General features: G+C 50.6%; 13 protein-coding genes and 1 tRNA gene. 8 read left to right on the forward strand and 6 right to left on the reverse strand.

The features are described 5' to 3' along the window. The first annotated feature begins 326 nt into the window (after positions 1 to 326). The 5 genes from phaP (FDK21_RS16635) to FDK21_RS16655 all read left to right on the forward strand — a co-directional run bounded on the left by phaP (FDK21_RS16635) (position 327) and on the right by FDK21_RS16655 (position 5,196). Positions 327 to 704: a TIGR01841 family phasin gene (gene phaP / locus FDK21_RS16635; RefSeq protein ID WP_138149977.1), complete on the forward strand. Its 378-nt coding sequence runs from the start codon at positions 327 to 329 to the stop codon at positions 702 to 704. A 468-nt stretch (positions 705 to 1,172) separates the two neighbouring features. Then, positions 1,173 to 1,808, forward strand: coding sequence for a TIGR01841 family phasin (gene phaP, locus FDK21_RS16640; protein WP_138149979.1), 636 nt, complete (start codon positions 1,173 to 1,175; stop codon positions 1,806 to 1,808). A 317-nt stretch (positions 1,809 to 2,125) separates the two neighbouring features. Beyond that, a tRNA-His gene (locus tag FDK21_RS16645) sits at positions 2,126 to 2,202 on the forward strand. A gap of 606 nt (positions 2,203 to 2,808) precedes the next feature. Then, positions 2,809 to 4,452, forward strand: a complete 1,644-nt coding sequence (locus tag FDK21_RS16650) for an EAL domain-containing protein (RefSeq protein WP_138149981.1) — start codon at positions 2,809 to 2,811, stop codon at positions 4,450 to 4,452. Between the two features lie 228 nt (positions 4,453 to 4,680). After that, positions 4,681 to 5,196 (forward strand): PAS domain-containing protein, encoded by a 516-nt coding sequence (locus tag FDK21_RS16655; protein ID WP_171022132.1) that lies wholly within the window; start codon positions 4,681 to 4,683, stop codon positions 5,194 to 5,196. A gap of 201 nt (positions 5,197 to 5,397) precedes the next feature. Here FDK21_RS16655 and FDK21_RS16660 read toward each other — a convergent pair whose 3' ends face one another. Both FDK21_RS16660 and FDK21_RS16665 read right to left on the reverse strand, forming a co-directional pair. Next, on the reverse strand, positions 5,398 to 7,374 hold the full coding sequence (locus tag FDK21_RS16660; RefSeq protein ID WP_138149985.1) for an EAL domain-containing protein: 1,977 nt from the start codon (positions 7,372 to 7,374) through the stop codon (positions 5,398 to 5,400). A 338-nt stretch (positions 7,375 to 7,712) separates the two neighbouring features. Next, positions 7,713 to 8,363: a glutathione S-transferase family protein gene (locus FDK21_RS16665; protein WP_138149988.1), complete on the reverse strand. Its 651-nt coding sequence runs from the start codon at positions 8,361 to 8,363 to the stop codon at positions 7,713 to 7,715. A gap of 120 nt (positions 8,364 to 8,483) precedes the next feature. On the opposite strand from FDK21_RS16665, the gene FDK21_RS16670 reads away from it, so the two are divergent. Then, positions 8,484 to 9,446: a YafY family protein gene (locus FDK21_RS16670; RefSeq protein ID WP_138149990.1), complete on the forward strand. Its 963-nt coding sequence runs from the start codon at positions 8,484 to 8,486 to the stop codon at positions 9,444 to 9,446. Positions 9,447 to 9,552: 106 nt separating this feature from the next. Here FDK21_RS16670 and FDK21_RS16675 read toward each other — a convergent pair whose 3' ends face one another. Continuing rightward, the gene (locus tag FDK21_RS16675; RefSeq protein WP_210238820.1) at positions 9,553 to 10,098 is read right to left on the reverse strand and encodes an AAA family ATPase; all 546 of its coding nucleotides are present in this window, start codon (positions 10,096 to 10,098) and stop codon (positions 9,553 to 9,555) included. Between the two features lie 123 nt (positions 10,099 to 10,221). Then, positions 10,222 to 10,569: a metalloregulator ArsR/SmtB family transcription factor gene (locus FDK21_RS16680; protein ID WP_138149994.1), complete on the reverse strand. Its 348-nt coding sequence runs from the start codon at positions 10,567 to 10,569 to the stop codon at positions 10,222 to 10,224. 31 nt (positions 10,570 to 10,600) lie between these two features. Between FDK21_RS16680 and FDK21_RS16685 the strand changes: the two genes are divergently transcribed. Next, positions 10,601 to 11,464, forward strand: a complete 864-nt coding sequence (locus FDK21_RS16685) for a PhzF family phenazine biosynthesis protein (protein WP_138149996.1) — start codon at positions 10,601 to 10,603, stop codon at positions 11,462 to 11,464. A gap of 543 nt (positions 11,465 to 12,007) precedes the next feature. Here FDK21_RS16685 and FDK21_RS16690 read toward each other — a convergent pair. Both FDK21_RS16690 and FDK21_RS16695 read right to left on the reverse strand, forming a co-directional pair. Continuing rightward, a complete protein-coding gene (locus tag FDK21_RS16690; protein ID WP_114011487.1) occupies positions 12,008 to 12,217 on the reverse strand; it encodes a cold shock domain-containing protein in 210 nt (69 codons plus the stop codon). A 328-nt stretch (positions 12,218 to 12,545) separates the two neighbouring features. Then, entirely contained in the window at positions 12,546 to 13,631 is a 1,086-nt protein-coding gene (locus tag FDK21_RS16695; protein ID WP_138149998.1) for an autotransporter domain-containing protein, read from the reverse strand. Positions 13,632 to 14,244: 613 nt separating this feature from the next. Here FDK21_RS16695 and FDK21_RS16700 point away from each other — a divergent pair. Then, positions 14,245 to 15,081, forward strand: a complete 837-nt coding sequence (locus FDK21_RS16700; protein ID WP_138150000.1) for a hypothetical protein — start codon at positions 14,245 to 14,247, stop codon at positions 15,079 to 15,081. Positions 15,082 to 15,102: the final 21 nt, after the last annotated feature.

Consider the following 15,102-nt stretch of genomic DNA (forward strand, 5'->3'; position numbering starts at 1 on the left):
ATCCCTGTGAAAGGGGCGCGAAACCGACTGGGATGGTTAATCTCCCCGTTTGCGGTCGGCTTGCAGTCAATTCTAGTATAAGTTCATACCAAATCCTATGCACGTTATTGGGGATGAATGCGCGTCCTTTCGTTGCATGTGCGAAGAAAGTGCGGCAAACTTCATCGCAATGCAACAATCACTTGCATAGAATGATCCTTGTTTGACGCAGCGGCGAAGCCGCAAAGATCCCAAGAAATTTTCTTGTTGCAGTGCACAATTTATTCTGATATAGTGCGCTGCACAATGAGATTTCAGGTCACTCACTCAGATCAGGAGATAGACACATGATGAAGACCCCAGAAAATTTTGAAGTTCCGGCACAGGTTCGCGAAATGGCTGAAAAAGGCGTCGAGCAGGCTCGCAAGGCTTATGACGAGTTTGCCTCTGCAGCCAGCGAAGCGGCATCCAAGGCTGAAGCCTCTGCCGAAAGCATGCGCAATGGCGCTGTTGACCTCAACAAGAAAGCACTGGCTGCGACCGAAGAGAGCATGAATGCCTCCTTCGATCTGGCAACCAATCTGGTAAAAGCTAAAGACATTCAAGAAGTTCTGGAACTGCAGACCAAATATGTCCAGTCCCAGATGCAGCGCTTCGGTGAAGTGGCACGCGAACTTGGCGAAGCCGCAACCAAAACCGCAGTCGACGCGACCAAAAAAGACTGATTCCGGCGAAAGCCTGATCGGAGATGAGCGACCGGTTGTTGTGCAGGGCTATCTTCACTGGCGCTGCACAATAGCATCCTGATCTGACAAAAGCGCGCGAATGCGTCGCTCTTGAAGGGCGGTCAGGAGAGAGGACGTGGGTTGCTGCAGCTTGATATGCGGAACAATCTGGCACGGCACTTAGCAGCTGTGCAAAGAATGGCGTTTGCGAGCTTGTCGACCCAGTCAGCTTTAAGCAAGGAACAGGAACCGGTCGAAGGATCCTGCGCCAGATCTGAATTTCCAAGCACAGACTTTGGAGACTGAGTCGCAGAGGCTTATGTCCCGGAATTCCACAAAGACCACCTGACTCCATTCGAAGCCTCCCGTTGCGTGTATTGGCTTCAGTGTTCCATGCAGAGCGTGCGCTTGCATGCCTTAAGAGTGTGCAACAACAATGCGCTGAACCTGCACAAACGGAGATGATCCATGACCACCGCCGCCAAGAAAGCGCCCGTTCGTAAAAAGGCCCCGGCCAAGGCTGCTGCCGCGGCCACTTCGTCCAAGGATGTCAAGGCTACTGCCGCGGCTAGTCCCGCCGAGGAAGCCAAGACGCCAGCCGCCGAACCCAAGGCCGCAGCTCCAAAGGCGCGCAAAACTGCTGGGGAAGCACCCGCTGTTGCCGCCGGTCTGTTTGCGATGCCATCCTTTGACATGCCACCGTCGCTTGCATCCCATGAGATGACAGATCTCGCTGAGAAATCCATCGCCAATGCCCGTGATCTCTATGAACAGGCAAAATCCAGCTTCGAAGATCAGACCAGTGCTGTCGAGAAAAGCTTTGAACTGGCGACCGAAAGCTCCCGTGATATCCAAGGCAAGATGGTGGATGCAGCCAGAGCCAATATGGATGCCGGCTTTTCTTTCCTCAATGGCCTGATCGCCGCCAAGAGCATCAGCGAAGCCATTGAGCTACAGACCAGCTTTGCAACCAAGCAGTTCGAAACCCTGTCTGCGCAAGGAAAGGATATTCAGGACTGCCTGACCAAGAGCATGGAAGAAGCAACCGCTCCCATGAAAGCGGCTGCTGGCAAGGCCATGGAAAGCCTGAAAATCGCTGGCTGATAACCCATGCTGATAGAGTGTTTCTTGCCTTATGCGAGGATGAGCCTGCTGCCCGAGACAGAATCTGTGGTGAGCATATACTGGGCGCGCTTCTTCTCGAGACCATAAGAGAGCTCTTCACCAACAGGCGGATCAACCTATGAGTCAGGAAAGGCGCGTCAAGACATGATGCGCCTTTCTCGCTTTTGGAACGGGCATAGTCTTTGGAAAAGCCTGCCTATAGTGACATTTTTTTGACAAGCTGTGGGCAGAGATCAAATCAGCCCTTGCATTTGCTTCGCAGCCCGCCTAATAAACCCACCACATTCAGGTGTTGTGCAGTCGTAGCTCAGTTGGTTAGAGCGTCGGATTGTGGCTCCGAAGGTCGGTGGTTCAAATCCACCCGACTGTACCATTTCACTCTGATGATTTTTCCGAAAAATAAATAGTTCAAACCACTAGCTTTCTTGCGGTGTGGTTGTCTTCGTCGTGTGCGCTGCTTTGTATAGCAAATCGGGCAACAAAGGCTCGCTATGAGGGATGAGCCAAGCTCTCTGCAACAATCCAGAAAGACTATGGTGGGGATCGAAAATGAGCGACACACCAGCATCAGGCTCCGAGACGGTCAAGCGTACCAGCCCACCGGCGCAACCTGGTGGGCATTTTTCGTGTCAAATCCGATTGGGATGGCTACGCCCAATAGCAATGATCAGCTGATCAGTACCGAGATTTCGGAAGGCTGCAAGCGTGAGCGGACTGCATGCTGGCTTAGGCAACTTTGTGATTTGTTGTTGAAATACGCAACTAGAAATTAATCATAGCAACAAGAACTAACTATGACTCGTGTCTAGCACAGTTGGTAAAAGGGGTGAGTATTTGCGTTATACTGAGATTATGCCTGATGCCGAGGCGATGCTGATGCTTTAATATTTAACAGTAGTGACTAAAACAATATAGGCCTCTTAAAGTCTTTAATGCTTTCTAAGGTAGTTTTCTCTATTCTCCACGCATTGGAGGCCCTATGAGTCTGTATAAATACCTATACTCGTTGTGCGATCGTCCCAGAACCGTTGCTGCAGCGATGTTTCTTGCGCTCTTTTCAGCGAGTTTGATGATTGCTGGCACACTGTTTGTTTTTCAGGTTTTTCTGAATCTGGAAACACAATTGAATCGTGAGATCGCAAAGGTTGATCAGCTTGATTCTGCTTTTAACACGACCATGGTGGCGCTGAATTCCCACAACAGCACGGCAGCTTGCTCGCCGGAATTTCATCATTGGTTGAGTACAATCGCATTCTTGCCGGATGGTATCCATGAAATTCTATATTCAGACAAGGATCAGTCCTGCTCGGTCAGTCGTGGAAAAATTCCAGAAGGAATTGAATTGGGCAAGGCCGATCTCGTGCGGCGCGATCTGGGATATCAATTCTGGATGGACCGTGATCTTGGGGTTATCGGCTATCCCGGTTTGCAAGGCACGTTCTTAAGAGAAGGCAATTTTTTGCTTGTCCTACCACCGTTAAAGGCACAGGAGACTTGGCTGCATGGGCAAAAGCAAGAATTTGTGACACCAACGAAGGATGGCACATGGTTGCATCGCGGTGGTGCTGCCAGCCTGAAGGACAAATATCCGGATGTTCAAACAGCGCAAGCAGGCTTTTCTGCAACCGATTGGGCTTTTTGGGGCTTCAAATGCGACAGCTTCAATCTCGTCTGTGTCATGGTTGAAGCGCCAGTAACAGGTTTGATTGTGGCCAACAGTCAAACGATCCTTGTTGGTTTGGTGTTGATGCTCACCATTGTCTGGTCGTTAACCCAAGCTGCCAAGACAAAATTCCTCAGTATGATGTCTTTGCCATCACGGTTTGTGCGCACAATGTCAGAGGACAGTCTCGTTTGTCATTATCAGCCCATTCTGTCTCTTGAAAGCGGCGAGATCGAGGGCGTTGAAGTGCTTGTGCGCTGGCGCGACCTGGACGGATCGCTGGTTTATCCAGATCAGTTTTTGCCTGTCGTTGAGAAACGCAATCTATCGCGAATTCTGACGGAAATCGTGATCAAAAATGCTTTGTCGGACCTGAAAAACATTCAATTCGCAGTGGAACACCCCAGGGTAAATATCAATGTTTTCCCCCAAGATTTTGATGCACGCTGGCTGATCAAATTGTTGATGCCCCTGCAAATGGGGGCCTACAATTTCCAGCCAGTGGTTGAGATTGTCGAGACATCCGATCTCCCACTGGAGCCAACACGTGAAGCCATCGCTTTGCTTCGTGCCAGTGGCATCGAAACCTATATCGATGATTTTGGGGTGGGCTATTCAAGCATCCATTATTTGAGTGGGCTCGGAGCGGATGGCGTCAAGTTGGATCGCTTTTTTGCCATGGCACCGGAAGATTCCTTGTCTTCCAAACTGCTGTTTAGTGCAATTGAGATGATCAGTAAAACGGGCCAGAGGCTTGTGGTCGAAGGGGTCGAAACCAAAGCCAAGATGATGAGCTTGCGCGCCACCAATAAGGTTCATCAGTTGCAGGGCTACGGCATTTCGCCGCCGGTTGCCGTTGATTGTCTGGCCGCCTTCCTTGAAGAATTCCGGCATAATCACGATCAAGCCACTGCGTTCCACCCCAAAGCAATCAGTGAAATATCGGCCGCCTTCAAATAGATCCACTCACGAAACCACCACCGATGGGATCAGCGATGTGACCTCCAGTTTGTTGCCATTTCTTCTTGGTTTGCAGAAGAAATTGCCGATATCACCGGTTTAGATTAAGATTATTTCAACTCAACAATTGCAGTATTCTATCTATCACAATTGGCCGGTTCAAATTCAAAACGTGAAGCGATGACTATGGAAATGTGCAGTAAGGCAGAAACTTCACAGGAGGCCAAAATGCTTGATGGTTCTGTGACAGAGTTGTTCTTGTTAAACAAGATGCTCACAGAAAAAGGCAAATTATTTGCCGCGAACCAGAACTTACAGTCCGAAACATCGCTGCAGGTGAATCCAAACCAAACCCGTGACCCATCGCCAAAACACCAAAACCAAGAGGTTCTGCGTTCAGTTTTTGACGAGGATCCCGACTATTTGTTTGTGAAGGACAGAGAAAGCCGCTTTGTCATTGCCAATCGTGCTGTCGCCGCAGATTTGGGTTGCAGCCCACATGAACTGATCGGAAAGACCGATTTCCACTTTCACAGATTGCAACATGGGCGCAAATACTATTCGGACGAACAGAAGGTCATGAGTTCTGCCGTTCCGATACTGCATTTGGAAGAGGTCGTTATTGATTTTCGCGGACGGAAAAAGACCTTTTCTACATCCAAGCTGCCACTATACGACGACCAGAACTGCATTATTGGTCTTGTCGGAATCTGTCGTGAGATCACAAATCAAAGGCAAATGTGATTGAGTTGCGCAGTCTAGCCCCATTATCGATGCGGACATGCGCAAGTCATTCTGTCAGTTGAGCGGCTACCTGCGTCGCTTACGGCCCATTGGGTCCAGACAAGCCTCGATGGATGCCGTTGCTATCGAGACGGAAGCAAGACTGCGGGGTGCCGCGTCGATAAACCCAACCGGCAGACGATCTTGATCAGGTGCCCTTGATCAGGCGCTTTGGCGAAGACTTCCAGCAGAGAGGTCGCCATTTTGAGACAAGAGTTCAATGAGGTGCTCTTGGGACAAGGGTTTTGAATAATAGAAGCCCTGGACCATATTGACCTGCAATTCGCGCAACAGCTTGAGTTCTTGCTCGGTTTCCACTCCTTCAACAATGCAGTCCAGTTCAATGTCTCTGGCAAGGTTGAGCAGCGATTTGACTATCGTGAAGTTACGGGCCTCGCGATTAAGATTGCTGACAAAGCTCTTGTCGATCTTGATCTTGGTCAGCGGCAGATGATGCAGGCGTGACAACGAGGAATGTCCAACCCCGAAATCATCCAGCGAGACGCCGCATCCAAGGTGTCGGAAGAGGCGCAAGTGCTCCTCGACCTTAGACGAATCTGTACCAAATGCGGTCTCGGTCACTTCCAGATTGATGCGTTGGGGTGCAATATCACTGCGAACAATCCGCTGATAGATCCACATCAGCAGGTCCTCATCCGAGACATCCTTGGCTGACAGGTTGACCGAAAGCTGCAAGGCGCTTGGCCAGTCTCTTGCCGCAGCAAGGCTCTTTTCGACAACGATTTTGGTGATATCGGCAACACAGCCGGATGTTTCGGCAACGGGAATGAACTCGGATGGCATTACGTTGCCCAGAGAGACGCTGTTCCATCGGGCAAGCGCTTCGACTGCGATGATGCGATCATGGACGATGTCGACAATGGGCTGGAAGACTGGCGTGATCTCGTCAGAGAGTCCTTCAGATTTCAACGCATGTTGAATCTGCGTGGTGCGCCGCTGTTGGCAATGCAGATATTCGGAGAAGATGGTGCATGTGCCGCGCTCGTTTCGCTTGCCTTGATACAGGGCGAAATCCGCCTTCTCGATGACATCTTGAAAGCTGTCCATGTCTGGATCGAAATGGGCAATCCCGACCGTTGCAGAAATGGCGACTTCACTGTTGTCGATATCGAATGGGCGTTGCATGACCGCGCAGATCTGCTCTCCGATAAGGTGGGAATCCCCATCGGAACAAGGCTCGCTGACAATGAACGAGAATTCATCCCCGCCAACGCGGAAAAAGTCCGTTCCGGGGAACTGAGACGCCAGAGTTTGAAGCCGCAGTCCGACCTGTTTGAGCAATAAGTCGCCCACCATGTGGCCATACATGTCATTGATTGGCTTGAAACCGTCCAGATCGATGGCTCCCACGGCGATGGAATTTCTGCTCTGACAAGCCTCCATGCATTGGCGCTCAAGGGCATTATAGAAGGCCCGACGATTGGCCAGATCGGTCAGGCTATCCCGGTTGGCCAACCGTTTGTTGACTTCAATCAGTTGCTTGGAACGGACTTCCTCTTCGACCATGTGGCAGAAATGGCGATAGCTCTGGCGCATCACGAACAACATGCCGGTGCAAACCAGAGTCACATTGACCGCTGCAGCTCTAAAAAAGACCGTGTCGGAAAAGAGAAAGAAACCCACAAAGGTACCATTCACCACAATGGAAACAATGAGCGCAGCCTGAGGCACAGAACCCAGGCAGAAGATGCAAGATATCACCGTCACGGCCATGTAGAAAGAGACGTGCGCCTTGTCCAGGACATCGCCATACTCAAATAGCATCAACGACCAGGTTGTGAAGGCAACGGAGATAATGACAGACAGTCTGATCACCGCTTGTACGCGCGAAATAGCCTGCTTCTTTGAGAGGGAAGCGGGATCAAGACGCAGCCAGTCAATGCTGCGAAAGACAACGATCACCGTGGCGATAACAAGCGGGTAAAGGGTCAACCAGTCAGGTGCAATGGACATATGAGTGATAGCAAGTGCCCAGCTGCTGATCAGGAGGATACCATACATCATGGGCAACTGCCCTGACAGCACCGTCAATTGCGCGCGCAACATGGCCAGATCCTTGTCTCCGGCAAGAAACCAGCTCTTAAGCTTCTGAATGGTGTTTGGCTTGGCCTGAGCCATACAATAGTCTCCGATCGGCGTTCTTTGTGGCGAAGCCTATCTGAGAAGATGAAATATTCGGTAAAGTTGGTATTCTCGGTCAATACCATACTAATCTACAGCTTCTGCGTCCAAGCGCCAGCCATTCGCACCAGCCTGACTTCCATCCCGAAGTGAACAGGCAATCCGCCTGCATACACCAGTATGCCATCAATTGCCTCGGCAGCATTTTCAGCGATCAGACGCTAGGTGGGAGACATTTGGCAGTCAAACACGCTGTGCGCCGTAAACTCTGATCGTGGGTAACCAGCCCCTTCGCTCGCGTGCAGCAGAGACCGGTTGCCGACTTTCCGTTGCTTCTACTCTTTTGCGTTCAGCGCCGCTTGATGGGCCTCTGCCAAGCTTTGATCCTCTGTGAAGGCATGTTGAAAGCTCGGCCGAGCAATGATGCGGTCGCGATAGCTGACAAAAGCAGGCCTTTCTGGCAAAAGACCGAACATCATTGTCCAATGAAAGGCCGATGCCCACTGTATGTCTGCGATACTGAAACGGTCCCCCAGAAGATAGGGGCCGTGCGACAGCGCCATTTCCACGACATCAAGCATCTGGTCATAAGTGCCATAGACAGACATTGTCTCCGGTCCGGGATCCCTTGATTGCGCTTTGTCAACCAGAGCAGGCTCAAAGCAGGCCGCATAAAAGAGCATCCAGCGCAAATAGCGCCCCCGATCCGTGTCGGAAATGGCCGGAGCGAGACCTGCCTGCGGGAACAGATCCCCCAGATAGATTGCAATAGCGATCTGCTCGGTAATGATCGTCTCACCATGCTTGATGGCAGGCACTTTGCCCAACGGATTTATCTTGAGATAGCCTGGCTCGCGGTGCTCGCCTGCCTTGAGGTTCATCACATGCAGCTTGTAGGGCGCGCCGAGTTCATCAAGAATGATACGGGTGGTGCTTGAGCGTGTCTGCGGGCAATGGAAAAGGGTCAAGCTTCTTTCGTCGGTCATATCGTGGTCTCGTTTTCTCTTGGTTTGAATGGTTTCTAGAAATCGAGAGGAAAATACGTCCGACTACCTGTCAAAAACTGTCAGGTATATTTAAGATAATTGGAGAAAAGGAGTTTTTCCATGCGCGCCAGCCGTCTCTTGAATATCCTGACCACGCTGCAGGCCTCTGGACACGTTACGGCAACAAGGCTGGCCGAGGAAAACGAGGTCTCGCTCAGAACCATCTATCGTGACATTGATGCACTGTCTGCCGCTGGTATTCCTGTTTATAGCGAGCGGGGGCCCGAGGGCGGCTACAAGCTGCTTGAAGGCTATCGCGTCCGTCTCAACGGGATGTCCTCGGAAGAGGCCGAGGCGCTCGCTTTTTCCGGCATGGCAGGCCCTGCTGCCATCCTTGGTCTTGGGTCCATATTGGCCGCCGCTCAAAACAAACTGATGGTGGCCTTACCGGAAAGCCTGCGCGAAGGGGCCGACCAAATGCGACAGCGTTTCCATCTGGATACGTCCGCTTGGCATCAAGAAACCGAAGAGCCTTTGAATATTCGCGAGATAGCCGCCGCCGTTTGGCGCAGCACGGTCATTCGGATGACCTATCGCAGTTGGCATGCCGAAAAGGACCGCACCGTCTGCCCTGTTGGCCTGATCTTGAAAAATGGCGCATGGTATGTGGCAGCGATGACAGAAGACATCGTTAAAACCTACCGGGTCAGCCGCATTTTGAAACTGGAGACAACATCACAAACCTTCACCCGTCCGCGCAATTTCAATCTGGAAGCCTATTGGCAAGAAAACGAAAAGCGCTTGGAAAGGGAGTTGCATCCGCATCAAGCCAAACTGCGTGTCTCCGCGCTTGGCCTACGCATTCTGAAAGGCATCAGCCCCTCCTACGTGCGTGAGCATATGGATATATCTCCCCCTGATGCCAAGGACTACCGAACAGTGAGCTTGCCGAGCAGTCGCCCGGAGCAGGCTGTCCACGAATTCTTGCGTCTTGGTGCCGAAATTGAGGTGCTGGAGCCCAGCGAATTACGACAAGCAATGGCGATTGTCGCAAGAGATATGGCAGCTCTTTATGAGGAATGACGGCCCAATCCGGTCACTCACAAGCGAATTCGGTCCTCAGATCCGCTTCCCATGCCCGCCATTCAAACAAAGCGCGGTGTTGAGCGCAAGCAGATCTCGGCAAACCTCAAGGCGAAAGCACGCCGCATTCACTTAAGACGATGTCGGCGCGTTCGCTCAAGGACACCTTTGGCAACACACTCACAGTGTGGCCTAAATCATCCAGCATTCGCGAGATGCGGTGATATTCCTGAACCGCCATATCAAAGTCATGTCTGCGCTCTGCATCACCGACGAAAAGCTCTTGCCATGGCGGTGCTATGAATACACGCTGCGCATAGGGTCGATAGTTGCCAAGGGTTTCCTTTGCTTTTTGGCCTCCGGAATGCTCCAGGGCGACGGCAGCATCGATCAATCCCCGATCGAAGAAAACAAGACCATCAAAGTGCCGAGCGGCTTCTAGGTCGGATATTGCCAGCGCAACAGCGCGCCGCGCAAATGCTTGCATATCCACCCATGGCAAAGCTCTGCCGTCTCCAGCCAGTTCATCCGCAACGATGCGTCGACCAGGCTCGGATATGGTCGCAAGTCCACGTTCAGCCAAAACGCTCAGAAGGGTTGATTTCCCTCCACCTGAACAGCCTGTCAGCAGGATGAATCTATCGCTCAACAATCTTGCCTTTCCATGCTCTGGGATTTGTCTTTCTTGCTGCACAGATCAGCAATGCTGCCTTCTCCACGCAAGCCATCAAGAGCGATGCGGATTTTGCTTCTGCGAAAGACTGCATACGGCCTGTCAAGTTGGGCTGTTGCTTCGGATCATTAAGGCAACGCCCGCAAGGAGTTGTTCAACCCGTTCTTGGCGTAACTTGTAAAATACCCAGTTTTTTACCTTCTTGCTCTCCACAAGCCCCGCCTCTTGCAGAATTCTCATGTGATTGGTCACTGTTGGCTGTTTGAGACCGATCTTTTCAGTAATGAAGCCGACGCAAACACCGTCATTGATCAAGTCACCATCGACCTGCGGCGGGAAATGGCGCTCAGGCTCTGCCAGCCAATGAAGGATGCGCAGGCGGTTCTCGTTTGCGACAGCACTGAGGTCACGTGCTATTGACTTTTGGTCACAATCTAAATAGTCATTCATCTATATACTCTGTTGGCTATGTAGGATTCTTATGTCATTAATCAAACAAACTTTCAACTTTATCCATTGCGATGTTTTCGCCAGCGAGCCGTATTCGGGCAACAGTCTTGCTGTGTTTCCCGAAAGCGAGGGGCTGAGCGGCGATCAAATGTTGACCATCACCCAAGAGCTGCGCCACTTTGAATCGATCTTTTTGAAACAAACGAATGGTCGGATATGCCCCCAAGTGTTTGATTTGTTCAAAGAACTTCTATTTGCAGGTCATCCCATCATTGGGGCGGCCTGTATATTGCACAAACAATCGGGCACGGATTCCGAACGGATCTGGACCCTTGAATTGCAAGCTGGGCGAAGTGTGCAAGTCACCACGGAATATCGAGATGGGCGCTATTTCGGCACTCTGGATCAAGGACGCCCCAAGATGTTGGGCACTGTTGAGGAGAGGGCGGAAATCGCTCAAGCCTTCAATCTTGGTGCGTTAGCCGATCTTCCTCTGGAGGTTATTTCCACTGGCCTGAAGTATTTGGTGGTGCCGGTTGACGGTGGATTGGCTGATGCGCACATTACGGTGCCGGATCTGGAGACAAAGCTGAACAGCTTCGGAGCGGAGTTTGCTTATCTCTTTGACGTGGGCACTTTTGAGGGGCGGCATTGGAACAATGACGGGATCATGGAAGATGTTGCAACTGGCAGTGCGGCAGGCGTCGTTGGTGCTTATGCTCTGAAGCATGGGCTTGCCCAACCAAGCGAAAGTGTCTTGCTTAAGCAAGGCCATTTTATGGGGCGGCCCAGTGCGCTCATCGTAACCCCATTTGGTACATCTGGAAATGTGGAACGGGTCACTGTCGCCGGAGAGGTCGCCTTTGTCGGACAGGGGGAGGTTATTGCACCATGAACCGGTTCGTCGTTCCCAACGCACTGTTTCCAGTCGTTTCAAGGAAAATGGTGCAATCGCTTGAGATCGGGAAAATAGGGGAGGGGCGGCATTGCCTCACATATAGTGTGTGCAGCGTTTCAAAGGACTAGACCGCCCTACGGCTTTGGAAGCTATGGTCTTGTTTTATTGGATGTAAATCTTGTTTTGAGTGCAGTTTTTTTGAACGAAATGTGAAGGTGCATGGCAAATTACTTGAAAAACAGTCGAGCCCATGGAGTGAATCCGCGACAAAGAAATCGCTAGCGACGCTTCGGGCGTCTTCGGACTGGTGTTTTTGCTTTTGGCTGTGTCTGCCCATCGCTTTCTTGGGCGAGCCGAAGAGACTTTAGCCTTGAGATTGTTTCTCTGGTCTTAAGGGTCTGAACCTCCAGGTCGCTCATGGGTTTCTTTGGGGGCTTCTGAATGGCGAAAAGACTTTCCTCCGCCTTGGATCTGGCAATGCTGATCATCCTATAGTCCTCGTTTGGGAAGATCGCACCTCTGGTGCAGTCTTCATCCTTGTTAGTCCGTCAGTTGTAGATTGACGGCTTGGCGTTTGCCGCAGGCGTTTTTTTGCAGGTCATAGGAAAGCTGCAAGCCGTCGATCAGGCTGTTCAAGCCTGCCTGCTCGATATCGGAGATATGAACGAGCGCTTCTTTCGAGCCGTTGTTCGGCGCGATAACACCCAAACCGGTCGTTGAGTTGTAGAATTTTACTGTGCCAATTGTCATGATTGATGCCCTTTTAAATCCGGCCCATATTTTGAGACAACCTGCAAAACACCCAAGAACGCAGGGATCTTGGGGTGGCAAGGTTTAAAAAATGGGAAAATTAAGCTGGACGGCAGAAAGAATTTCTGAAGCCGTCTTTCCGGATATACTGTATATATAGATATTATTTTATTTTGCAAGTCATGTAGATAAAAATGCATTTATCTTGACACGTCATGTTTGACTTGACCGATATGGGGAAGTTCTTTTTTTGGGGCAAAATACTACTTTTCGAATAGGCGACGCGATCGTGCGCGCCGCCGACTGACTTCTCTCATTTGCTCTGAATTCAGAAGCTACGGTTGTAACGCAGGTAACTATAGAGAGTGGTGGTATCGCCAAGACGCTCGACATCCAGATTGGCGCGGATTGAAGAGCCATCTGTCAGAGATACGGTATCAAGGCTCAGACTGCCGCCGCCACCACATTCGGAGGTATCCTCACGAGCCCATTTGTGCTGGCAAAGGACAGAGGGGCCGAAAGAGAGGGTTGCTGTTCGGCTGTCGGAAGACAGCGCGTTAAACGGGGTTTGAATTTGTGGTGTGAACTGAAGTCGGGCAATGGTCAAATTTTCCGTATTCAGATCCAAATCAGTGGTAGAACCAGAGGCGGTGGCGTCGAATTTGTCGCCGGATAGCCATACATGCGACAGGCTGGCGGAGACTTCCGGAATCAGGTTGAAGTCGTCATAACTGATCACACCAGACAAGGAACTGCCGATCAAAGCGGTTGTCGCCCAATAGGTGCCGTCAACATCTGTGGTGCCATTGCTCAGAGCCAAATCATTATGTTGGCGCCCGACTTGCACGAACATGTCGGCAAAGAAAGCCTGATGGATGCGTTTAACGGCATAGGCCCCGATATTGCCGCCGATGCTTGTCTGATCACCGGAGTAGGTACCGTCAACATCCGCTTTGCCCAGATCAACGCCAAGAAAATAGCCAAACAGCATATCTTCATCGATGCGATGTTCCCGCGCCAGACGACCCGATCCCATCAAGCTCTTTGAGCCGTCATCATCAAAAGAGAAGGTCAAGCCGCCGGAAACCACGAACCGCGCATGTGTCTCGCTGTCTTCATCTTCATAGATCGCCATCGCATGCGCGGCCATTGCCGACGGGGAGCTTCCGATCGAACCCTGATAGGCGAGTGGGCCAACATGGTTCAGTCCAGAAAGGCTTTTACCATTGACGTCGGCCGCGAACCGATTGCGCGCCTGAGACATGAAGCGGCTATTGATAAGGGATTGCTGGGTGAGGCTTGCAGTGACCTGATTTTCGATCACTGTTTCGGTGGAGGCTTTCTCGGTCTCACCCGCACTGCCGGGATTTACCAGAACTGAGACATAGGTTATGCCGCCAAAAATGTCCCACATATTTGTTCCGCCAGTAACGGCGGAACTGTTATATGTGACCGTCAGATCGCTATCGGCAATGCTGCAAGTGGTTGAGATTGCGCTTCGGAGTTTGCTGGCATCACCCCAAATCCAGTCAGTGGTATTTGTGCTGCCCGATGGGCAATCGTAACTGACTTTCCAGGCGTGCAAGGCCCAAGCGGGACTGCAGGCAAAAGAAAAGATGAGCCCCAAAATACATGCGATCACAGGAGCGGAAAAAGGTCTTCTTGAATTTGTCATTGATGCTGGCTTTGCTTGCAAATTGAGTCTTGACGATCAGCTTAAGATCTCGTTAACAATTCGCCATGTGACATTCTGGCTTTTCACAAGCAATTGAAATTAAAAGTAAATTTTAAGGCAATCTACTTATCCAATGGAACGCACTGAGGGTGCAGTGCTGAAATGCTGACATAAAAAACGTCGCTCAAAACTGGTCGGTAAGTATCATTTTTAACATTAGCTCCACCTAAGGATGGCAATCGTATTAACTGTGCGCTTTGATTGAATGCGCGAAGTACGAAGCGTCGGTTAAACTAATGAACCATGCCAGAATTCAAGAGCGAGCTAGTGGCTAATGATCAGGAGTAGTTGGATGAAGAATGTAATGGGGGCATGCGGTCACTTTATCAATAAATGGGCTCCGAGGCTGATTCCCAATACTTGGCTTCTGACATTGCTATGTGTGGCTTTGTCTTTTCATGCAGTTTACGCACAAGCGGATGAGTTGCCTAAGGCCGAAAAGGGTTGGGCATATTATTGCTCCGGTGAACGGTTGGATCCCTACTACGACAGCCCAAATGCGATCGTCATACTAAAATTGCGCATGGAAGACGTGCGGCATGACAAGAAAGCAATGCTCTATTGTGAGACCGACAAAGTGGATGAACGCTTCATTCTTGAGAGTTTGTTCTTGCCGGGAGACCGGCGAATTAGAGGCGCTATTTTGTTTAAGGTGCCAGTGATCATTGATGGTAAGGCTTACCAATTTGAAATGGTAACTGGATCAGGGCCAATGGCGAATTACCAACAGCAGGGAAAACTGAAAAGCTTCAATTTGAAGAAAAAAATTTGTGGCATTGCAAGCAAAGCCAATGAGTTAGGTTTATTCGTTGCAACATATAATGAAAACAGAATGGGATGCAATCGGATACCATTTACAGCATTTGGCTTTGTAAATTCAAAAGATAATCCTGTCGAGATTAGCTGCTTCGGTGATGGTAAGTGCTCTCACTATTTCTTTTATCGAGAATGGAGGTTTTATGTGCGAAAAGTGCCCCGCGATTTGCTTCCAAAGTGGCGCGATCTTCAGCAGCAATTTGTCAAAGCTGTCGAAGAAAGGGTTGTTCTCTATCTAGCTCCTGATGGATGTATAGGCTCATTCAATTGCGAAACGCTGTCTGGTCTCGTCTACAAGAACGCGAGCAATTAAAGGCAAGACAGCGGTCGGCTC

The organism is Cohaesibacter sp. CAU 1516, assembly GCF_005771485.1.
Lineage (GTDB): Bacteria > Pseudomonadota > Alphaproteobacteria > Rhizobiales > Cohaesibacteraceae > Cohaesibacter > Cohaesibacter intestini.